The organism is Aeromonas sp. R2-2, from assembly GCF_040908355.1.
Classification (GTDB): Bacteria; Pseudomonadota; Gammaproteobacteria; order Enterobacterales; family Aeromonadaceae; genus Aeromonas; species Aeromonas veronii.
This window is the reverse complement of record NZ_JBFODQ010000080.1, coordinates 15,968-36,021: the sequence shown is the minus strand read 5'-3', so window position 1 is coordinate 36,021 and position 20,054 is coordinate 15,968. Positions and strand designations below refer to the sequence as shown.

General features: G+C 59.7%; 15 protein-coding genes. All 15 read left to right on the top strand.

Features of this window, described 5'->3' with window-relative positions:
* Positions 1 to 1,082: IS4-like element ISAs18 family transposase (locus AB5Z09_RS17490; protein WP_368195402.1), on the top strand; the 1,082-nt coding region annotated here is incomplete at its 5' end.
* A gap of 55 nt (positions 1,083 to 1,137) precedes the next feature.
* On the top strand, positions 1,138 to 1,641 hold the full coding sequence (gene tssB / locus AB5Z09_RS17485) for a type VI secretion system contractile sheath small subunit (protein WP_021230530.1): 504 nt from the start codon (positions 1,138 to 1,140) through the stop codon (positions 1,639 to 1,641).
* 37 nt (positions 1,642 to 1,678) lie between these two features.
* Positions 1,679 to 3,160, top strand: coding sequence for a type VI secretion system contractile sheath large subunit (gene tssC, locus AB5Z09_RS17480; RefSeq protein WP_043826175.1), 1,482 nt, complete (start codon positions 1,679 to 1,681; stop codon positions 3,158 to 3,160).
* 6 nt (positions 3,161 to 3,166) lie between these two features.
* A complete protein-coding gene (gene tssE, locus AB5Z09_RS17475) occupies positions 3,167 to 3,598 on the top strand; it encodes a type VI secretion system baseplate subunit TssE (protein WP_005299981.1) in 432 nt (143 codons plus the stop codon).
* 3 nt (positions 3,599 to 3,601) lie between these two features.
* A complete protein-coding gene (gene tssF, locus AB5Z09_RS17470; RefSeq protein ID WP_019444948.1) occupies positions 3,602 to 5,368 on the top strand; it encodes a type VI secretion system baseplate subunit TssF in 1,767 nt (588 codons plus the stop codon).
* Positions 5,332 to 6,330 (top strand): type VI secretion system baseplate subunit TssG, encoded by a 999-nt coding sequence (gene tssG, locus AB5Z09_RS17465; RefSeq protein WP_042053054.1) that lies wholly within the window; start codon positions 5,332 to 5,334, stop codon positions 6,328 to 6,330. The genes tssF and tssG overlap by 37 nt, the downstream gene beginning before the upstream one ends.
* 39 nt (positions 6,331 to 6,369) lie before the next feature.
* Complete coding sequence (gene tagH / locus AB5Z09_RS17460; RefSeq protein ID WP_042053053.1) at positions 6,370 to 7,605, top strand: type VI secretion system-associated FHA domain protein TagH; 1,236 nt, start codon at positions 6,370 to 6,372, stop codon at positions 7,603 to 7,605.
* Positions 7,605 to 8,120 (top strand): type VI secretion system lipoprotein TssJ, encoded by a 516-nt coding sequence (gene tssJ / locus AB5Z09_RS17455; protein ID WP_019444945.1) that lies wholly within the window; start codon positions 7,605 to 7,607, stop codon positions 8,118 to 8,120. The genes tagH and tssJ overlap by 1 nt, the downstream gene beginning before the upstream one ends.
* 2 nt (positions 8,121 to 8,122) lie before the next feature.
* Complete coding sequence (tssK, locus tag AB5Z09_RS17450) at positions 8,123 to 9,457, top strand: type VI secretion system baseplate subunit TssK (protein WP_368195838.1); 1,335 nt, start codon at positions 8,123 to 8,125, stop codon at positions 9,455 to 9,457.
* A gap of 23 nt (positions 9,458 to 9,480) precedes the next feature.
* The gene (icmH, locus tag AB5Z09_RS17445) at positions 9,481 to 10,260 is read left to right on the top strand and encodes a type IVB secretion system protein IcmH/DotU (RefSeq protein WP_019444943.1); all 780 of its coding nucleotides are present in this window, start codon (positions 9,481 to 9,483) and stop codon (positions 10,258 to 10,260) included.
* 20 nt (positions 10,261 to 10,280) lie between these two features.
* Positions 10,281 to 12,923, top strand: a complete 2,643-nt coding sequence (gene tssH, locus AB5Z09_RS17440; RefSeq protein WP_368195837.1) for a type VI secretion system ATPase TssH — start codon at positions 10,281 to 10,283, stop codon at positions 12,921 to 12,923.
* Positions 12,924 to 12,925: 2 nt separating this feature from the next.
* On the top strand, positions 12,926 to 14,464 hold the full coding sequence (locus AB5Z09_RS17435; RefSeq protein ID WP_019444941.1) for a sigma-54-dependent Fis family transcriptional regulator: 1,539 nt from the start codon (positions 12,926 to 12,928) through the stop codon (positions 14,462 to 14,464).
* The gene (gene vasI, locus AB5Z09_RS17430; protein WP_368195836.1) at positions 14,464 to 15,069 is read left to right on the top strand and encodes a type VI secretion system-associated protein VasI; all 606 of its coding nucleotides are present in this window, start codon (positions 14,464 to 14,466) and stop codon (positions 15,067 to 15,069) included. Before AB5Z09_RS17435 ends, vasI begins: the two co-directional genes overlap by 1 nt.
* Before the next feature lie 8 nt (positions 15,070 to 15,077).
* Positions 15,078 to 16,505 (top strand): type VI secretion system protein TssA, encoded by a 1,428-nt coding sequence (gene tssA, locus AB5Z09_RS17425; RefSeq protein WP_368195835.1) that lies wholly within the window; start codon positions 15,078 to 15,080, stop codon positions 16,503 to 16,505.
* A gap of 41 nt (positions 16,506 to 16,546) precedes the next feature.
* Positions 16,547 to 20,044, top strand: a complete 3,498-nt coding sequence (gene tssM, locus AB5Z09_RS17420; RefSeq protein WP_368195834.1) for a type VI secretion system membrane subunit TssM — start codon at positions 16,547 to 16,549, stop codon at positions 20,042 to 20,044.
* Positions 20,045 to 20,054 lie beyond the last annotated feature (10 nt).

The window sequence follows — 20,054 nt, the reverse complement described above, 5'->3', positions numbered from 1 at the left end:
CTAAGCGTGTTCTTTCCCTCGCCAATGCTACCCTCGGGGTTATCGAGTCAGGTTCACTGGCCATCCACGCCATCGGTAGTGGCCTCTCCTTGGCCAACGGTCTCGAACGTAAACATGCGGTTAAACAGGTGGATCGCCTGCTCACTAACACCAAGCTCAATGTCTGGAGCCTCTTTGACGATTGGGTGCCCTATGTGGTCGGTGAACGTACCGAGATCGTAGTCTCCATGGACTGGACCGAATTCGATGCCGATGATCACAGTACCTTGGTTATCAGCCTGCAAACCAACCACGGTCGCAGTACTCCGCTGCTGTGGAAAACCCATCGGAAATCGTTGCTCAAAGGGCAACGCAATGCCCATGAGAAAGAGCTGCTCACCAAGCTCAAGCAGACGTTGCCAGAGGGTATCTTCGTGACGGTAGTAGCTGACCGCGGCTTTGGTTACATGGAGCTGTTCGAACGCCTGGAGCAAGAGCTAGGCTTTGCTTATCTCATTAGATTTAAAGGAAATGTTTTGGTTGGTTACCCTGGTGTAGAGCAGGTTCCAGCTCGGCACTGGCTAACGCCGACCGGGCGCACCCGAACCCTCAAAGCGGTGGAGCTAACTGGGCAGCGACAGCCTGTCGAACGGGTCTATTGTTGTCATAAGAGTGGCATGAAAGACGCGTGGTTTCTGGCCAGTAACCGGACCGACCTGAGCGCCGCCAAGGCGTTGCAACTATACGGCCAGCGCTGGGGTATCGAGACCAGTTTTCGTGATATCAAAGATTACAAATTCGGCATGGGTATGGGAGATGTGCACATCAGTAATCCGGTCCGGCGCGACCGACTGTTTTTATTCAGTGCCCTGGCCATCGTCTTGCTGACGCTGCTGGGTAAGGCTGGAGACAGTGTCGGTCTAGAGAGAACGATCAAGGTCAATACCAGCAAGAGCCGAACCTATTCGTTCTTTCGGCAAGGGGTCATCTATTACCAGTTGCTACCTAAAATGAAAGAAGCCAATGCGGTCTTGTTGATGGATAAATTTATCTACTACCTGAAGCAACACCGCTTATATACCCGCACACTTGGAATTATTTGAGTCTCTAAAAATGAGGGGATCTCTGAGGGGTGACCCTTAACTTGGTATTTAGAGCATGGGAAAAGGAATAGACGGCGCCACAGTTGCGCCCAAAGAACGTATCAATATCAAATATGTACCGGCAACCGGTGGTCAACAGGCGGAAATTGAACTTCCGCTGACTATGATGGTGGTCGGTAATATGAAGGGCCGTACCGAAGAAACGCCGATCGAGGAGCGCCAAACCGTTTCCATCGACAAAAACAACTTTTCTTCCGTCATGAAAGAATCTGCACTGGAACTGAACTTCTCTGTTCCCAATCGTCTGGAAGAGAACAGCCAAGACGAGATGCCGGTTTCGATCAAAATCCAGTCTCTGGAAGACTTCACTCCTGACAGTGTTGCCCAACAGGTCCCTGAGCTGCGTAAGCTGCTTGAACTGCGTGAGGCGTTGGTTGCCCTGAAGGGGCCATTGGGCAATATCCCTTCTTTCCGCAATCGTTTGCAGGATCTGCTGTCCAGTGATGAGGCTCGTGAGCAACTGCTCAAAGAGCTGGATTTGATCAAGCCTGCCGAGTGATCGGCGGGTTGTATTGACTGACGAGAAAGGAACAAACATGTCTTTGGTCGAAGAACAGGTTCAAGCGGGGGCGGGTGTAGCCTCCTCGTCCTCTTTGCTGGACGAAATCATGGCGCAGGCTCGCATCACACCGGTTGATGAGGGGTACAGTGTTGCCAAGCAGGGTGTGGCTGCGCTTATCGCCAACATTCTGGACAGCGGTACCACCAGCGAGCCGGTCAACAAGGCATTGGTTGACAGCATGATTGTCGAGCTCGACAAGAAGCTGAGCAAGCAGATGGACGTCATCCTGCATGCCAAAGAGCTGCAAGAGATGGAATCCTCCTGGCGCTCCCTCAAGCTGTTGGTAGATCGCACCGATTTTCGTGAAAACATCAAGATCCAGGTGCTGCACGCTACCAAGGAAGAGCTGCTGGAAGATTTCGAGTTTTCCCCGGAGATCACCCAGTCCGGTCTCTACAAGCATGTCTATTCAACCGGCTACGGCCAGTTCGGCGGCCAGCCGATCGGTGCCGTGATTGGCGACTACGCCTTTACCCATAGCTCGCCTGACATCAAGCTGATGCAGTATGTCAGTGCTGTCGGTGCCATGGCCCACGCCCCCTTCATCTCCTCTGTCGCCCCCGCCTTCTTCGGCGTTGACAGCTTCACCGATCTGCCCTCCATCAAGGATCTGAAATCGGTGTTCGAAGGACCGGCCTACACCAAATGGCGCTCTCTGCGCGAATCGGAAGATGCCCGTTATCTGGGGTTGACTGCACCACGTTTCCTGGCCCGTCTGCCTTATGACCCGACTGAAAACCCCATCAAGGGTTTCAATTATCAGGAAGATATCAGCTCGGATCACGATCACTACCTGTGGGGCAACACAGCCTATCTGATGGGGACTTCCCTGACCGACAGCTTCGCCAAGTACCGCTGGTGCCCGAACATTATTGGCCCGCAAAGTGGTGGCGCCATTCACGATCTGCCGGTGCACGTCTATGAGGCCATGGGTCAGCTGCAAGCGAAGATCCCGACCGAAGTGCTCATCACCGACCGTCGCGAATATGAGCTCTCTGAAGAGGGTTTCATCACCCTGACCATGCGCAAGGACAGCGACAACGCGGCGTTCTTCTCTGCCAACTCGGTGCAAAAACCCAAGGTGTTCCCCAACACCAAGGAAGGCAAGGAAGCAGAGACCAACTACAAGCTGGGTACCCAGCTGCCGTATATGTTCATCATCAACCGTCTGGCGCACTACATCAAAGTGCTGCAGCGCGAGCAGATCGGCTCCTGGAAGGAGCGTCAGGATCTGGAGCGTGAACTGAACGGCTGGATCAAGCAGTACGTTGCCGACCAAGAGAACCCGCCGGCAGACGTCCGTAGCCGTCGTCCGCTGCGCGCCGCCCAGATCAAGGTGCTGGATGTGGAAGGGGAGCCGGGCTGGTACCAGGTTGCCATGGCCGTGCGCCCGCACTTCAAGTACATGGGGGCGAGCTTCGAGCTCTCTCTGGTAGGTCGACTGGACAAGGAGTAAGGCCCGATGCCGCATCTCTCTTCCTGGGATAGAGGAAATGCGGCCAGCCTGTTTGATCGTATCCGAGGGGAGGGGCTTGGCTCCTCCCCTCGTTCGGAAGTTGATGAATTGGTCGACTCTGTCAAACGTCAGCTCGACCAGATCCTCAACACCCGTCCCGGCAATTGTCGCAGTGCACCCGATTTGGGGGTTATTGATCTCAATGACGCCACTCAGGGTAGTGCGGATATCAAGGGGCGGATCCGGGAGGCGATCCGGCAATGCATCCGTCGTTATGAACCTCGGATCATCCATGTGGATGTCCGTTCACCCGACTATCAGGCAAGTCCGCTTGAGATGTCGTTTCAGGTGACGGCCCATGTGCGGCTGGAGCATATCGAGCAAGTTACCTCGTTCAACGTCCATATGGACAGTCACCGTCACTACCGCATGGTCTGATCAATGTCGCTGGAACATTACTTCAGGGATGAGTTGGCTTTTTTGCGCCTGCAAGGGCGCGAATTTGCCGATAGCTATCCCGAACTCACCCGTTTTTTGTCGGAGCAGAATACCGACCCGGATGTGGAACGCTTGCTGGAAGGCTTTGCGTTTCTTACGGGCAACCTGCGCGCCAAAATCGAGGACGAGTTCCCCGAGCTGACTCACGGTCTGCTCAATATGCTCTGGCCCAACTATCTGCGACCCGTCCCCAGCATGACCATCATGCAGTTTTCGGTCATTCCGGGTGCCATTGCCCAACCGGCACTGGTCAGGCAGGGTTGCCAGCTGGACAGTTTGCCAATCGACGACGTGACCTGCCATTTTCAGACCTGTCACGATGCCTGGGTCTATCCGGCCGAAATGCGCCAGATAACGGCGCAAAGTGGCAATGATCTCTCTACTATCTCGCTCGATATTGCGCTGCATGCACCCCTGCCGCTCAGCGAATTGCAGCTGGATAAGCTGCGCTTTTTCCTCGGTGGCGACAGCTACACCGCGTATGAGCTCTACTTCTGGCTCTCCAACCAGCTCTCCCATATCGAGCTGGAGATCGACGGCAAGCGCTTTCGTCAGGAGGCCAAGGCACTCAAATCGGTCGGCTTCGAGCGCGACGATGCGCTGCTGCCCTATCCGAATAATGTCTATTCCGGCTACCGGATCCTGCAGGAGTATTTCTGCTTTCCGGAGAGCTTTCTCTTCTTCGAACTCTCCGGTGGTGAGTGGCCCAAACAGCCGCTGCCGGTGAGTGAATTCAAAATCCATTTCTGTTTCGACCGGCCCTTGCCAGCGGAACTCAAGATCCGTCCCGACTCTTTCATGCTCAACTGCGTGCCGGCTATCAACCTGTTCCAGCACGACAGCGAGCCGGTCAATCTCAACGGCCGTCAGGCGGAATACCCGCTCAAGGCGAGCTATCGCTATGCCGACAGTTTCGAAATTTTCTCGGTGGATCAGGTTGAAGGCTGGGTTGAGGGCAATATGGGCCGCTCCCGCGGTACGCCACGCATCTATCAGCCGTTTGAAAGTTTTCAGCATCAGATTGAGCGGGCCAAACAGCGGCTGGCGCTCTATTACCGGGTGCGGGTCAGGGAGTCGGTGAGCGGTGATGGCTTCGAACACAGTCTGTCGTTTGTGCGGGGGGATGAAACCACTACGGTCGATCTGGATGAATCCATCTCGGTGACGCTCACCTGCACCAACCGCTCCCGCGCTGCCCGCCTCAAGGTGGGTAGTATCTGTGTGCCGACCGGCAGTTCACCGTCGTTTGCCACTTTCCGCAACCTGATCCGGCCGACCCGGCCGCTGCGTCCGGCACTGGATGGCAGCCTGCATTGGACCCTGATTTCCAACCTGTCGCTCAACTATGTCTCTCTGCTGCGCCGGGATGCCCTGGTGCAGGTGCTGCGTACCTATGACTTTCCCGCTTTGCACGACAAGCAGGCAGAGCAGGCGTCGCGCAAGCGGCTGGCGGGGATCGAGGAGATCGAGACCAAGCCGGTGGACAGGCTGGTGCGCGGCATGCCGGTGCGGGGGCTCAAGTCGGTGCTCTCCATCCGCCAGTCCGCCTTTGGCAGCGAAGGGGAGCTCTATCTCTTCAGCACCGTGCTGGCCCACTTCTTCTCGCTCTATGCCAGCGTCAACGCTTTCCACCTGCTTGAGGTGGTCAATCTCGATAACAAGGAGCGCTATCAGTGGCCAGTCCAGATCGGTCAGCACTCCCTGATGTGAGCGCCGCCAACGAGGCGCCCCGTTTCAATTTCTTCCAGCTGGTTGAGCTGCTCAACCGGCTGGACGGTGCCGATCAGGAGCGTGGTCTCGACCACCTGCCGAGTGACGAAAATATTCGTTTCAAGGCGACTGCATCACTGGGGTTTCCCACCAGCGACGTGCTGCAAATTGGTCGTGACGAGAAAGGGCGTCACGAACTGGAAGTGGCCTTTCTGGGTCTGCACGGTAGTCAGTCGCCGATGCCGGGGTATTACCTCGACTCGCTGGCGTGGGAGTACGCCCAGGGTGAACAAAAGCTCGGCCTTTTCCTGGATTTCTTCCACCACCGCCTGTTGACCCTGCTGCACCGGATCTGGCGTAAGTATCGCTACCACGTCCGTTTTCAGGATGACGGTGAGGATGGGTTCTCCCGTCTGATGTTTGCGTTGGTGGGGCTTGGCAACGATGCCGTCTGTCAGAGTTTGCCGGTCAACCGCGCCAAGATGCTCTCCTATGCGGGCATGCTGGCCAGCCCCAGCCGCTCTCCCGAGGTGGTCGCCGGTCTGGTGGCCCACTGCTTCGATCTGGCGGATGTGGAAGTGAGTGCCTGGCAGTGGCGCAAGGTGCCGATCCATCCGGAGCAGCAAAACCGCTTGGGCGGTGCTTGCGCCACTTTGGGGCATGACTTCGTCATCGGTGACAAGGTTAATGATTGTGCCGGCAAGTTTTTATTGAAAATCAATGATCTGAGTTTTAGCCAGTTTCTCGGATTTCTCCCGAACGGGGAGCATTTCCACGCCCTGGTGACCTTTGTCTCCTTCATCTTGCGTGATCAGCTGGCTTGGGATCTGCGGCTTGGCTTCGGCCAGGAGCAGGCCAAGGGGCTGAGATTGGGGGAGGAGCAGAGTGCCCGTCTGGGGTGGAGTACCTTTCTCGGCCAACCGCCGAGTGATCCGTTCGTGACGATCTGTGTACAGGAATAAGCACAGAAATTCAGTGTAGGAATACGTGCAGGAGTGAATGTGGACGACTTTAACCAGCAACTATCTCTGGTGGTGCTCAACAGCGAGCAGCTCGACGGCAGCCAGCAGGTGCAATATCGCTTCGACGAGATGGGGGGAACATTGGGCTCCTCCGAACAGGATGACTGGCAACTGCGAGACAGGTTGGGGGCGGTGATGCCAGCCCATGCCCGCGTCGAGCTCAATGATGGTCGTTTCTGCCTGTGCGATCTCAGCGGCCAGACCTACATCAATGGTGCTACCTCGCCCATCGGGCGGGCTCGCAAGGTCAACCTCGAGCAGGGTGACGAGCTGATTGTCGGCCCTTTTCGCCTGAGAGCCTATCTCGGTGCCATCTCTCCCGAGCAGAGTTTGCAGCAGGTGCTGGGCAACCGTCCGACCGAGCAGCTTGATGAGTGGCTGGCCAGCGATCCTCACCACACCCAGACCCAGGATGATCCACAGGCCCTGGCGGTCGACCCCCTGCTGGCATTGCAGCAGGAGCGTGCTGCCCCGAGTCCGTTGGTGGATGCTCGCCTGCAGGCTCAACCGCAGTTTCAACCGGATATGGACACCGTATCCCTCGCTCCATTTTCAGCCGTCGAGAACACCATGAACCAAGAATTTCTGGATATGCCCACCATCGAGAACCACCCCGACTTCCAGCCACTGGAGGGCGTTGATCACGTCGCCCTGACTCCGCTGATGCGTGGTCTTGGCCAGCCGTTGCAGCTGCAAGACACCCAGCAGGCCCACGATATGCTCGAAGAGATGGGCAAGACAGTGCGTGCCATGGTGGAGGGGTTGCTGCAACTGCAAAGCGATCAGGCTGCGCTGGCAGACAAGCACCTGCGCCCCATCGAGGACAACCCGCTGCGCCTTGGTCTCGATTATGACGAGACCCTGGCGGTGATGTTTGCCGAGCAGAAGAGCCCGGTGCACCTGACCGCGCCTGCTGCGGTGGCCGAGAGTCTGCGCAATGTACGCATTCACCACGTGGCGAACCAGCAGGCTATTGGCGCTGCGCTCGACAGCATCCTGCAAGCCTTCTCGCCCGAGGCGTTGCTCGGCCGTTTCGAGCACTACCGTCGTACCGGTACCCCGGGTGTGGCCGATGAAGGCTGGGCCTGGAACATGTACCAGCACTACTACCGTGAGCTCACCTCTGCCCGTCAGCAGGGGTTCGACAAGCTGTTCCATCAGGTCTACGCCCAGGCGTATGACCAGGCCGTGCGTCAGCAACAGGGACTGATTTGATGATACGTGCACTGTGGTTTGGGGCCTGTCTGCTGGCCCTGGCCGGTTGTACCACCATGGGCAAGATGGCCGATGTGGCCATGAACCCGGATATTCAGGTGGGGAGCAACGATGACCAGCCCTCCACCCTGGGGCTCAGCCTGTTGGCAGAGCCTGATGTCAATCCCAACGAGAGCGGGGAGGCGGCACCCATCGAGTTTCAGGTGGTGCTGCTGGCTGAAGATTCCAAGCTGCTCGCTACTGACTATGACCAGGTGACGGCGGATGTAGAGAAGGCCCTTGGCAAGAACTACCTGGATCATCAGGACTACACCCTGCTGCCCGGCCAGTTCAAATACCTGCCTCCCGTCAAGCTTGACGAGAAGACCCGTTACATCGGCGTGATTGCACGCTACGCCGATCCTGACAGCGCCGAGTGGCGCAAGGTCATCAAGGTCAAGAGCAAGGGAACGGCCTATCAAATCCTGGTGCACCTGCGCCTGGATGAAGTGGAACTACAAAAAGAAGAAGAATAATCATGTCGAGTCGAAATCGGGTTATCTGGCGTGAAGGGCTCTTTATCAAGCCCCAGCACTTCCAGCAACAACAGAGACATTCAGATTACGCGCTGCACGCGCGTTTGAGCGCGCTGTCCGACTATTTCTACGGGTTGCAGTCGCTTGCCATCAACGAGGATTACCTCGGCTTTGGCCGCATCGCCTTGGTGGGGGCCACCGGTATCCTGCCGGACGGCACCGTCTTCAACATCCCGAACGATGATGTGCTGCCGACCCCGCTGGAGATCACCGATGCCTCGGTGGCCAACCAGAAGGTCTATCTGGCGCTGCCGCTCTCGGTGAGCGGGGTCAACGAGGTCAATCAGGGCGGTCAGGTCGCCACCCGCTTGCAGGCCCATCGCCACGATGTGCGGGATTTGCACAGCGAAGGGGGGGACGTGGTTTCCCTCGAAGTGGGTCGGGTCAGCCTGCGCCTGATGCTGGAGCGGGAAGACCGCAGCGCCTACGCGTCCCTCGCCATTGCTCGCATTCTGGACAAGCGCCCGGATGGCGGTCTGGTGCTGGATCCCAACTTCATGCCTTGCAGTATCAGTGTCTCTGCCATTCCGACCCTCAAGCGCTTCCTCGGCGAATCGGCTGGTCTCGTGGCCGAGCGGGCTCGCAGCCTCTCCCAGCGCATCGCTGCGCCGGGACAGCAGGGGGTGGCCGATGTGGCCGAGTTCATGATGCTGCAACTGCTCAATCGGGCTCAGCCACAGCTCTCCCATCTGGCGCGTCTTGGCACCCTGCACCCCGAGCGGTTGCACGAGGCGCTGGTGCAGCTTTGTGGCGAGTTGATGACCTTTACCGACGAGTCCCGTCTGCCCCCCGAGTTCCCCGCCTATCGTCATGACGATCAGCAGGTGAGCTTCGAGCCGGTGATGTTGGCCCTGCGTCAGGCGCTCAGTACCGTGCTGTCGCCACGTGCCGTCTCCATCCAGCTGCGCAAGCACCAGTACGGCGTCATGGTGGCCATGGTCAACGAGAGCGAGTTGATGCAAAGCGCCGACTTCGTGCTGGCAGTGCGTGCCCGCATGCCGCAGGAGCAGTTGCGCAAACAGTTGCTGCAGCAGACCAAGGTGGCGTCGAGCGACAAGATCCGCGAACTCATCAGCCTGCAGCTGCCAGGTATCCCGCTGTTGCCGCTGCCGGTGGCGCCGCGCCAGTTGCCCTATCACGCCGGTTACAGCTACTTCCAGCTCGACCGTCAGAGCCCTGCCTGGCTGATGCTGGCGGTCAGCAACACGCTCGCCTTCCACATCGCCGGCGATTTCCCCGAGCTCGACATGCAGCTCTGGGCCATCCGTAGCCAGTGATCGCATCAAGGAAACAAGCAGAGATGACCACGGACATTATCAACAACGAGCAACTGAGCGACCTGCTGTTCGATCACGCCGAGCAGCTGGACATGGATTCGGACTACTGGTTCCGCCTGCGTGGCCAGAGCATCAACCCGATGATCGATGCGGTGACCCCGCTATTGGGGCTGGTGCAGCGGGTGCGTCTGTTGTCGCGCTACGACCGGGTGCCCGAGCTTTATCAGCGGGTGGTGACCGAGATCCAGGCCATCGAGCAGGAGTTGATGGCGCAGGGTTACGAGAACGGCGTCGTCCTCTCGTTTCGCTACATCCTCTGTACTTTCATCGATGAGGCGGTGATGGGGCGCGACTGGGGCAGCCAGAGCGAATGGTCCCAACACTCACTGCTGGCCCGGTTTCACAACGAGACCTGGGGGGGCGAGAAGGTATTCGTGCTGTTGTCGCGTCTGCAGGAAGATCCGGTGCGCTATCGCGACATCCTGGAGTTCATCTATCTCTGCCTCTGCCTCGGTTTTGAGGGGCGCTACAAGGTGATGAGCCAGGGCCGTGACGAGTTTGAACGGATCGTCAAGCAACTGCACAAGCAGTTGTCCCTCGAACGTGGCGGTGAGGCACCCAGCGTGTTTCATCTCGACCTCGGTCAGCAGGCATCTCGCTACCAGCTGCGCAAACAAGTCTCCCTGCGCACCCTGTTTATGGGCGGCGCGTTGATCCTGGCCATCATCTTTGGCCTCTATCACCACCAACTCAATAACCAGACCCAGGACGTACTGCGTCAACTGGGCGAATTATTAAAATAAATACTTAAGGAGAGCACGCCTTGATTCGTATAGAGCTACCGGTACTGGTGGAAAGACTCAACCCCATCTGCCGTCACATGCTGGAGGAGGCCGCGGCCCTCTGTGTCAATCATCAGGGTGCCGAGATCCGCATCGAGCACCTGCTGCTGAAGATGCTGGAGACCCCCCTCAGCGATGTGCGTCAGATCCTCAAACGGGCTGAAGTTGAGGTTGAAGAGTTAAAGAGCCTGCTGCAACCCTCGGCGGCCGATAACGGTTATGGTCAGGGTTATCCCTCCTTCTCGCCGCTATTGGTGGAGTGGCTGCAAGACAGCTGGCTGCTCGCCTCTGCCGAGCTGCAACATGGCCAACTGCGCAGCGGCGTCATGCTGCTGGTGCTGCTGATGACTCCCCAGCGTTACCTGCCGGGCTCGGTGACCCGTTTGCTTGCCAACATCAATCGCGAGCTGCTGCGCCAACAGTTCGACGAGTGGGTCAAGGAATCTGCCGAGACACAAGTGACCGTTTCTGCCAACGGTACTTCTACTCAGGCTGCGCTGCCCGCTGATGCCAGCCTGCTGGCCCGCTTCACTGTCAACGTGACCGAACAGGCCCGTCAGGGAACCCTGGATCCGGTGCTCTGCCGGGATCACGAGATCGATCTGATGATCGACATCCTCTCCCGTCGCCGCAAAAACAACCCCATCGTGGTGGGGGAGGCGGGTGTCGGTAAAAGCGCGCTGATCGAAGGGTTGGCGCTGCGCATCGTCGCGGGCCAGGTGCCGGAAAAATTGCGCGATGTGGAGCTGATGACCCTGGATCTTGGCGCCATGCAGGCCGGAGCCTCGGTCAAGGGGGAGTTCGAGAAGCGTTTCAAGGGGGTGATGCAGGAGGTCAAGGACGCCGTGCGACCTGTCATCCTCTTTATCGATGAGGCCCACACCCTGATCGGGGCGGGCAATCAGGCGGGGGGGCTGGATGTCTCCAACCTCATCAAACCCGCGCTGGCTCGTGGCGAGCTGCGCACCATCGCCGCTACCACCTGGGGTGAGTACAAGAAGTACGTGGAAAAAGATGCCGCCCTGTCGCGCCGTTTCCAGCTGGTGAAAGTGGGTGAGCCCAATGCCGATGAGGCTACGGTGATCCTGCGTGGCCTGCGCAGCATCTACGAAAAGGCCCACGGGGTGCTGATCGATGAGGAAGCGCTGCAAGCCGCCGCCCAGCTCTCCGCCCGTTACATCTCCGGTCGCCAACTGCCGGACAAGGCGATCGACGTACTCGATACCGCCTGTGCCCGGGTGGCCATCAACCTCACCACGCCACCGCGCGCCGTCAGCCATTTGCAAAACGAACTGCGCCAGCGTGAGCTGGAGATCCGTCAGCTGGAGCGCCAGACTCTGATCGGTCTGGGTGACAACGATGAGCGACTCATAGAACTGAAAGCGGCCCAGCAGACCTGCCGTGACACCCTGCGTGAGCAGGAAGCCCAGTGGCAGCAACAGCAGGGATTGGTGCATAGGATTGTCGAGCTGCGTGCCGCCCTGCTGGCCGATCAGCAGGATGAAATGCTAGCCAGAGAAGCGCTGGATCTCGCCGATGCGCCGCTCGATCCGCAAGCGGCTGCCGAGCAGCTGGCAGGTCTCGAGCGCGAGCTGGCCGAGCTGCAACAGGGTGAGGTACTGGTCTCTGCCCATGTCGACAAGACTCAGATTGCAGCGGTGATCGCCGAGTGGACAGGGGTGCCGCTTAATCGCATCTCCCAAGGGGAGCTCGATGTGGTGACCCGTCTGCCGGAGTATCTTGGCGAGCTCATCAAGGGGCAGGATGTGGCGGTGGCCCATCTGCACAAGCACCTGCTGACCGCCCGCGCCGATTTGCGTCGTCCAGGCCGTCCGCTGGGCGCCTTCCTGCTGGTGGGGCCAAGCGGGGTCGGCAAGACCGAAACCGTATTGCAGATTGCTGAACTGATGTTTGGTGGTCGCCAGTATCTCACCACCATCAACATGTCCGAGTATCAGGAGAAGCACACCGTTTCCCGTCTTATCGGCTCGCCTCCCGGCTATGTCGGCTTTGGTGAGGGTGGCGTGCTGACCGAAGCCATTCGGCAGAAGCCCTACTCGGTGGTGCTGCTGGATGAGGTGGAAAAAGCCCATCCTGACGTGCTCAACCTCTTCTATCAGGCATTCGACAAGGGCGAGCTAGCGGATGGGGAAGGGCGGATCATCGACTGCAAGAACGTGGTCTTCTTCCTCACCTCCAACCTTGGTTTCCAGACTATCGTCGATCATGCCGAGCAGCCTGATGACCTGCTGGATGCACTCTATCCGGAGCTGGCTGCCTTCTTCAAACCGGCCCTGCTGGCGCGGATGGAGGTGATCCCCTACCTGCCGCTCGGTCACGACACCCTGGTGCAGATCGTCGGTGGCAAACTCAACCGGCTGGTCAAGCTGCTCAAGGAGCGTTTCGGTGCCGAGGTGGTGCTGGAGAGCGAGGTGGCCGAGGAGATCCTGCTGCGGGCGAACCGCAGCGAGAATGGCGCGCGGATGCTGGAGTCCGTCATTGATGGGGCCCTGTTGCCGCCGGTTTCCCTGCAACTGTTGCAGCGCCTCTCGGCCGGTGAGCCCATCAACCGGGTGCGCTTCTCGGTGGCCGATCACCAGTTTGTGGCCGAGGTGGAGGGCTGACCATGGAGCAAGCCCTCGCATTCGCCCTCGCGCTCACCTCGCAACGGGATGAACAACATCTCTGCCACTGGTGGAGCTCGACCCTCCATGCCAGCTTCCAGCCCAAAGGACTGCTGCTTGGCATGCTGGACGTGAGCGGCCGCCAGCTGGAGTGCAAAGGGTGGGTCAAGGGGCAGGAGGTTGCGCTGGCGCTGGCGGTGGATGATTTCTCTCATCCACTCGCCTATGTACTGCACAAGGCGCAATCCCGCACCTGGGATTCCCTCCATGGCGGTGCCCGCATTGAGCACGCCGGTTTTCGCGCACTGCTGGCCAACCTTGGCCAGCAGTGCGGCCTGCACGCCTTTCCGCTCAATGATGGCAACGGCAAGCCGTTTGCCGTGCTGGCGATGATGGACAGTGGCGATGTGTTGCAGGAGTGGGCGGCTCGCCCCGAGCTGGCCAGTCTGGCACAGGTCTTTTGCAACCAGCTCACCCTGATCCGCGATCTGGGGCGTAGCCGCCGGGATCAGAACGTGCTGCGAGACTCCCTGCGTCAGATAAAGGGGGAGGGGGAGCGCCAGCGCCAGCACGAGAAGTTGCTGGGGGATCAGCTGGTTGGCCAGTCGGCGGTGATCCGCGGCTTGCGCGAGCAGATCGCCCAGGCAGGCCAGCACAAGCTGACCGTGCTTATTCAGGGGGAGACCGGCAGTGGCAAGGAGGTGGTCGCCCGCTTGGTGCATCAGTGCTCCGAGCGCGCTGCCAAGCCGTTCGTCGCCATCAACTGCGCCGCCATTCCCGAGAATCTCATCGAGAGCGAGCTGTTCGGTTATCAGAAGGGGGCCTTCTCCGGCGCCCTCTCCAACAAGACCGGGCTGGTGGCGCAGGCCAATGGTGGCACCCTGTTTCTCGACGAAGTGGGCGATATGCCCGCTGCAATGCAGGCCAAGCTGCTACGGGTGCTGGAGACCCGCAGCTACCGGCCGCTTGGGGCAGAGCAGGAGTATCACTCCGATTTTCGCCTCATCGCTGCCACCCATCAGCCGCTGACCCGCCATGTGGAGGAGGGGCGGTTCCGTGCTGACCTCTACCACCGTCTCTGCCAGTGTCTGCTGCTGATCGCCCCCTTGCGCGAGCATATCGAGGATGTGCCCCTGCTCTGCCAGCACTTCATGGCCCAGTTTGCCGCGCAGGATGATAAGGGACTGGCTGGCTTGCAGCGCAAGTTCCTCAAGCAACTGCAAAGTTACGATTTCCCCGGCAACGTGCGCGAACTGCGCAATCTGCTGGAGGTGGCCTGTGCCCACACCCGTCATGGTGAAGAGGTGGGGCTTGGCGCCTTGCCGCCGGAGCTGCGGGATCGGGTCTGTGCCGAGCTGCCCGATGCGCTGGACGATTACAACCATATCCGCGATCTGCGCCGTGCCATGCAGCAGTACGAGGCATCGGTGATTGAAGCGCGCCTGCGCTACTTTCAGGGCAATCGCATGCTGGTGGCCGAGAGCCTCAATATTCCCAAGCGCACCCTGGATCACAAGTGCCAGAAACTGGAGGTGAACTGATGAGCATCATGGGTTTGTTGCCCCTGCTGCTGGCGACCGGCAATGCGGTGCCTCCCCTCGATATGGCGGCGTGGCAAGCGTGTCGTCGCGAGCCATCCCCTCTGATCCGGCTCGCCTGCTATGACGCCCTTGGTAATGAGGCGACGCCATCAGGTAGCAAGGAGAGCACCAAGTCTCCGGCCTGGCTGGCGATAGCGGAGCAGGAGTTGGCCCGTGTGCCGGATAGCTCACCCTTCCTGTTGCGACAGGATGAGGAGAGCGGCACGGCGGTATTGACCCGTCCGGCCCTGCGCGGTGCCACCCTAGCGATTGGTTGTGTCAACAGCATCACCCATATTCGCTTGCGGCTGGATGCGCCGTGGCGCGGGGAGAGTGTCGCGGTCGCGCTGGATGGACAAGCAACTCGCAGCAGTCAGAGCTGGTTTATCCGGGATCAGGGATGGCTGCTCGAATATGGCCGCGGCTTGCCCGCCATCGAGGAGCTCAAGCGCTGGATCGGTCATCGTGAATTGCAGGTTCAGGCGGCCAACGGCACCTTGCTGCGGGTCGATCTCAGCGGCCTGAAAGAGGCGCTGATACCGGTGCGCCAACAGTGTCGCTGGTAGGGGGGAAGATGAGCTATCAACACCCCTGGTGTAGCCGTCTGCTCACCAGCTTGCCGGATGCACAGATCAAAGGGGCCGTGCTGGCCGATGAGCCTCGCTGGGACTATGTGGAGACCGAGCTGGTCAAGTTGGGCTCCCTAGCCCACAGCCAGGTCGATCTCAATGCGGTCGCCGAAGCCTGTCTGGGGTTGCTGGAGAGCCGCACCAAGGATATGCGGGTGCTGGCCCAGCTGTTGCGCTGCCTGCAGCATCCCGCCAAGGCGACCCCGATGGGCGCAGCGCTGAGCTTGCTGGAAGCCTGGATCAAGGCTTACTGGCTGTTGGCCTGGCCCGGGAATGCGACCCAGAAGCAGCGATTGATGGTGCAGATCATCAAGCGCTTCGAGGGGGCCCTGCCGAGGGTGAGCGAGAGCGCCTCGGCGGCGGAACTGGCGCAGTTGCTGGCGCAGGCAGAACAGCTGGAGGCCGTCTGGCTGGCCCTGTGCCCTGACAAGGGGGAACTGCTGGATCCTCTGGTGATGGGGTTGAAGCGGGCCCAGCGACAACAGGTTGCCCAGGCCCAGGCAGATGCCGGAGGTCAACTAGCAAGCAGCGCTGTGGCAGCCACCGCCAGTGCGAGCGGCATGGCAGGCACCATGGTGCTCAGTGGCAGCAGCAAGGGCTCCGGGGTCGAGATTGACAGCTCCAACGATCGGGCATGGCGACAGACCCAGCTCAAGGTGGCGGAGCTGCTGATTGAGCGCCAGCCGGAGGCGGCGATCGGTTATCGATTGCGTCGTCACGCCATCTGGGCCGGCATCACGACACCTCCCATGACTGCGCAGGGCAACAAGACCCAGCTTGCGCCCATGTCGGTTGACATGGTGGACGAGTATCGCGCAGCTATGGGCACGCCAGATCTGGCGCTCTGGCAGCGCATCGAGCAGAGCCTGACGCTGGCCCCTTACTGGTTCGAGGGGCACAGGCTCTCGGCCGAGGTGGCCCAGAAGCTGGGATATGGCGCGGTGGCGCAGGCGATCATGGCGGAGCTGGATGCGTTTTTGCAGCGCCTGCCAGCGCTGCGGGATCTCACCTTCAGCGATGGTTCCCCGTTTCTCTCCCCCGAGTGCAGCCGCTGGTTGCAGCCTGCCAAGAGCAGTGGGGGCAGCAGCGGACAGGCCGAGCTGGCCGAGGAGGTCGCCTTGCGTCATGGGGAGCAGGGGATTGCCGCCGCGCTCGCCCTGCTTGATGAGCGGATGGCACAGATGAAAGAGCCAAGAGCCCGCTTCCATGCCTTGCTGGTGCAGGCGGAGTTGTTGGAGCAGGAAGGCATGGAGGCGCTTGCGCGCCAGCAATATCAACACTTGTGGCAAGAGGCAGATCGCCTTGGGTTGTCGCAGTGGGAGCCCGGGTTGGTCAGCCGCCTGGCCCCCTATGCCACCCATTTGCCGAAATAAGTGCCGAAATGAGTCATTGAGTCGGAGTTGGATCACATTTTATGTTCAAAACCATCTTTACCTTTCTGCGGCAACAGCTGCCGAAACTGAAACCCTCCTGGCCCCTGCTCGGTGTGGTGCTGTGGGTTGTCGCCCTGATCCTGGTGTGGTGGCTGGGGCCTCGCATCGAGATCCGTGATGCCAAGCCATTCGAGCCCTTGTGGGGGCGGGTGGTGTTTACCCTGCTCTGGCTCTGGTTGCTGCTGGGGGTACTCTCCTGGCGGGTATGGCGCAAGATGAAGCAGCTCAAGGCCGAGCGCCAGCATGAGGTGCTGCTGGAACAAGATCCGGTCAAAGGGCTCATCGACAAACAGGCGCAGTTCCTCAATCGTTGGTTGCAAGCCTTGAATGAACACCTTGGCAAGGGGGCGCTCTACGCCATGCCCTGGTATCTGGTGCTGGGTCTGCCCGGCAGCGGCAAGAGCAGCCTGATCCACCGTGCCAATCCGGCCAACAAGCTCAATCCCAGACTCGATACCGAACTGCGGGACGTGGCGCAAGGCCAGCTGGTCGATTGCTGGCTGGGGGAGCAAGCCGTGATGCTGGATCCGGCCGGTGCACTGTTGTCACAAGCTGAGCCCGAGCTGGATCCGCAAGCTCGCAAACATGAGCGACTCTGGCTGCATCTGCTGAACTGGCTCAATGAGCACCGTCGTCGTCAGCCCCTTAATGGTCTGGTACTGACCGTTGATTTGGCATGGCTGTCCGCGGCCAGCGTGGCCGAGCGCAAGGCGTATGCCCAGCTGATGCGTGCTCGATTGCAAGAGGTGTCGGCCACCATGAATACCCGGCTGCCACTCTATGTCACCTTCACCAAACTCGATATGCTGCGCGGCTTTGATGTGGTCTATGAGCAACTGGATAAAGAGGCCCGTGACGCTGTGCTGGGGGTGACCTTCAACCCCGGCAGCAGTCAGGGCAAATCCTGGCAGCAGGATCTGGCGCTGTTCTGGGATCAGTGGGTCGACAATCTCAACCGCAATCTGCCGGAAATGATGCTGGCCCGGCTTGATGCCGCCCAGCGCAACGCCCTCTTCTCGTTTATTCGTCAATTGGCGGGTCTCAAGGATTATGTGACCAGCCTGCTCGATGAAACCCTGACTATTGAAGAGAGCAAACCACTGCTGGTGCGCGGCGTCTATATCAGCTCCGTTTATCAGCAAGGTGTCCCGTTCGATGCCTTTGCTCAGGCCGCTTCCCGGCGTTACAGCTTGCCCGAGCCTATTCACTCCGCCCTGCGCGGGGAGTCCAACACCTATTTTGTGCGCAAGTTGTTCTCTTCGATCATCTTCCCCGAGGCCCATCTGGCCGGAGAAAATCGGCTGCATACCCTCTATCGTCGTCGCCGGATGGCCATTGGCCTGAGTTGCCTGTCGCTCTTCTCGGCGGCCCTGATCGGTGGCTGGCACTACTTCTACCGGGTCAACGAGGAGGCGGGGCGCAATGTACTGACCAAGGCGCAAGCGTTCACCGAGACCAACGAGGTCGCTGACGAACATGCCTTCGGTGTCAGCCAGTTGCCACGTCTCAACCTTATTCGCGAGGCGACCCTGTCTTTTGGCAACTACCGCGAACGGATGCCGCTAGTGGCAGACCTTGGTCTCTATCAGGGGGATGAGATTGGCCCCTATGTGGAAGGTTCCTATCTGCAACTGCTGGGGCTGCGTTTCCTGCCTGCCCAGATGCAGGGGCTGCTGGAGGATCTCAACCGGGCACCGGCTGGCAGCGAGGAGAAGCTCTCGATCCTGCGGGTGATGCGGATGCTGGATGATGCCTCAGGTCGCAACAAGGAGCTGGTGGAGCAGTACATGGCCAGCCGCTGGCAGAAAGCGTTCCCGGGGCAGGGGGCGGTGCAGGAGCAGTTGATGGAGCATCTTGACTATGCCCTCGATCACACTGACTGGCACGCTGCTCGCGCCGCCCGGGATCAGGCTGCCATCACGGCATTTGTGCCGTTCAAGGAGCCGGTGTATGGCGCCCAGCGTGAACTGGGCAAATTGCCTATGTATCAGCGGGTCTATCAGAATCTGGTGGTGAAGGCGGGTGATGTGTTGCCGCCGGATCTCAATGTCCGTGACGAGGTGGGCCCCACCTTCGACACCGTGTTTGCCCTGCGCAACGAGAGCGCTGGTCAGGTGCCGCGTTTGCTGACCTGGCCCGGGTTCAGTGACTTCTTCCTTAAGCAGGACAAGGCGCTGATCGATCTCACCGCCATGGATGCCTGGGTGCTGGGCCAGCGCAAGCTGAGCCAGTTGAGCGAGGCCGATCGCAAGGAGATCACCCGTCAGGTCAACGATCGCTATGTCACCGATTACGTCAACCAGTGGCAAAAATTGCTGACCAATCTGGATGTGCAGACCCTTGCCAGCCCCGAGCAGGCGCTCGATGTGCTCTCTGCCATCACCGGCAACGACCAGCCATTCCAGCGGGTGCTCGCAGCGCTGGATGACAATACCCGTATTCGCAAGATCTCCGATGCGGAAGGAGATCCGGCGCAGGCGATCACTGCCCGGATAGGTCGCCCCTTTATGGCCACCAATGGCGTCTTGACTGGCCGTGGCGAACAGGGGCCGCTCATTTCCGAAGTGAACCAGAAGCTGATTGAACTGCAGCACTATATGGAGCTGATCGTCAATGCCACCGAGCCGGGACAGTCAGCCCTCAAGGCGGTGCAACTGCGTTTGACCAACAAGTACGCCGATCCGGTCTTTGCATTGCAGCAGTATGCCCGTGGTCTGCCCGAGCCGCTCAATCGCTGGGTGGGTCAACTGGCGGATCAGAGTTCGCAACTGGTGATTGATCTGGCGATGTCATCCCTCAATCAGGAGTGGCAGGCAAAGGTGCTGGCACCGTTCAACAGCCAACTGGCGGATCGCTATCCGTTCAACCCGGGTTCTGCCAAGGATGTGCCGCTCTCCGAGATGGAGCGCTTCTTTGCCCCCGGTGGCACCCTGGATAACTTCTATCAGGTCAACCTGAAACCCATGGTGGAGGGGGGCTTGATGGAGGGAGAACTGAGCTCACCCATTCAGGCCGAGCTTATAAAACAGCTGGATCGCGCTGCGCGGATCCGCCAGATCTTCTTCAGCCAGCAGGGCAATCTGGAGGTGCAATTTGCCCTCGAGCCCATCGAGCTCACCGCCAACAAGCGGCGCAGTGTGCTCAACCTGGATGGCCAGTTGCTGGAGTATGCCCACGGCCGTCGCAACAAGATCCCGCTGGTGTGGCCAAACACCATGCGCGACGGGGCCGAGAGCAAGATCACCCTGGTACCGGCTGCCCGCGAACGTTCACCGCGCAGCGAGGGCTTTGTCGGTCCCTGGGCCATGTTCCGCCTGATGGACAAGGGGGAGCTGACTCAGGTCAACGAGGCCACCTTTGATGTGCGCTTCCCGGTGGATCAGGGTGCCATGACCTATCGGGTCTATACCGACAGCGCCCAGAACCCCTTCACCGGCGGCCTGTTCAGCCAGTTCAGCTTGCCTGAATCCCTCTATTGATCATGTTGGG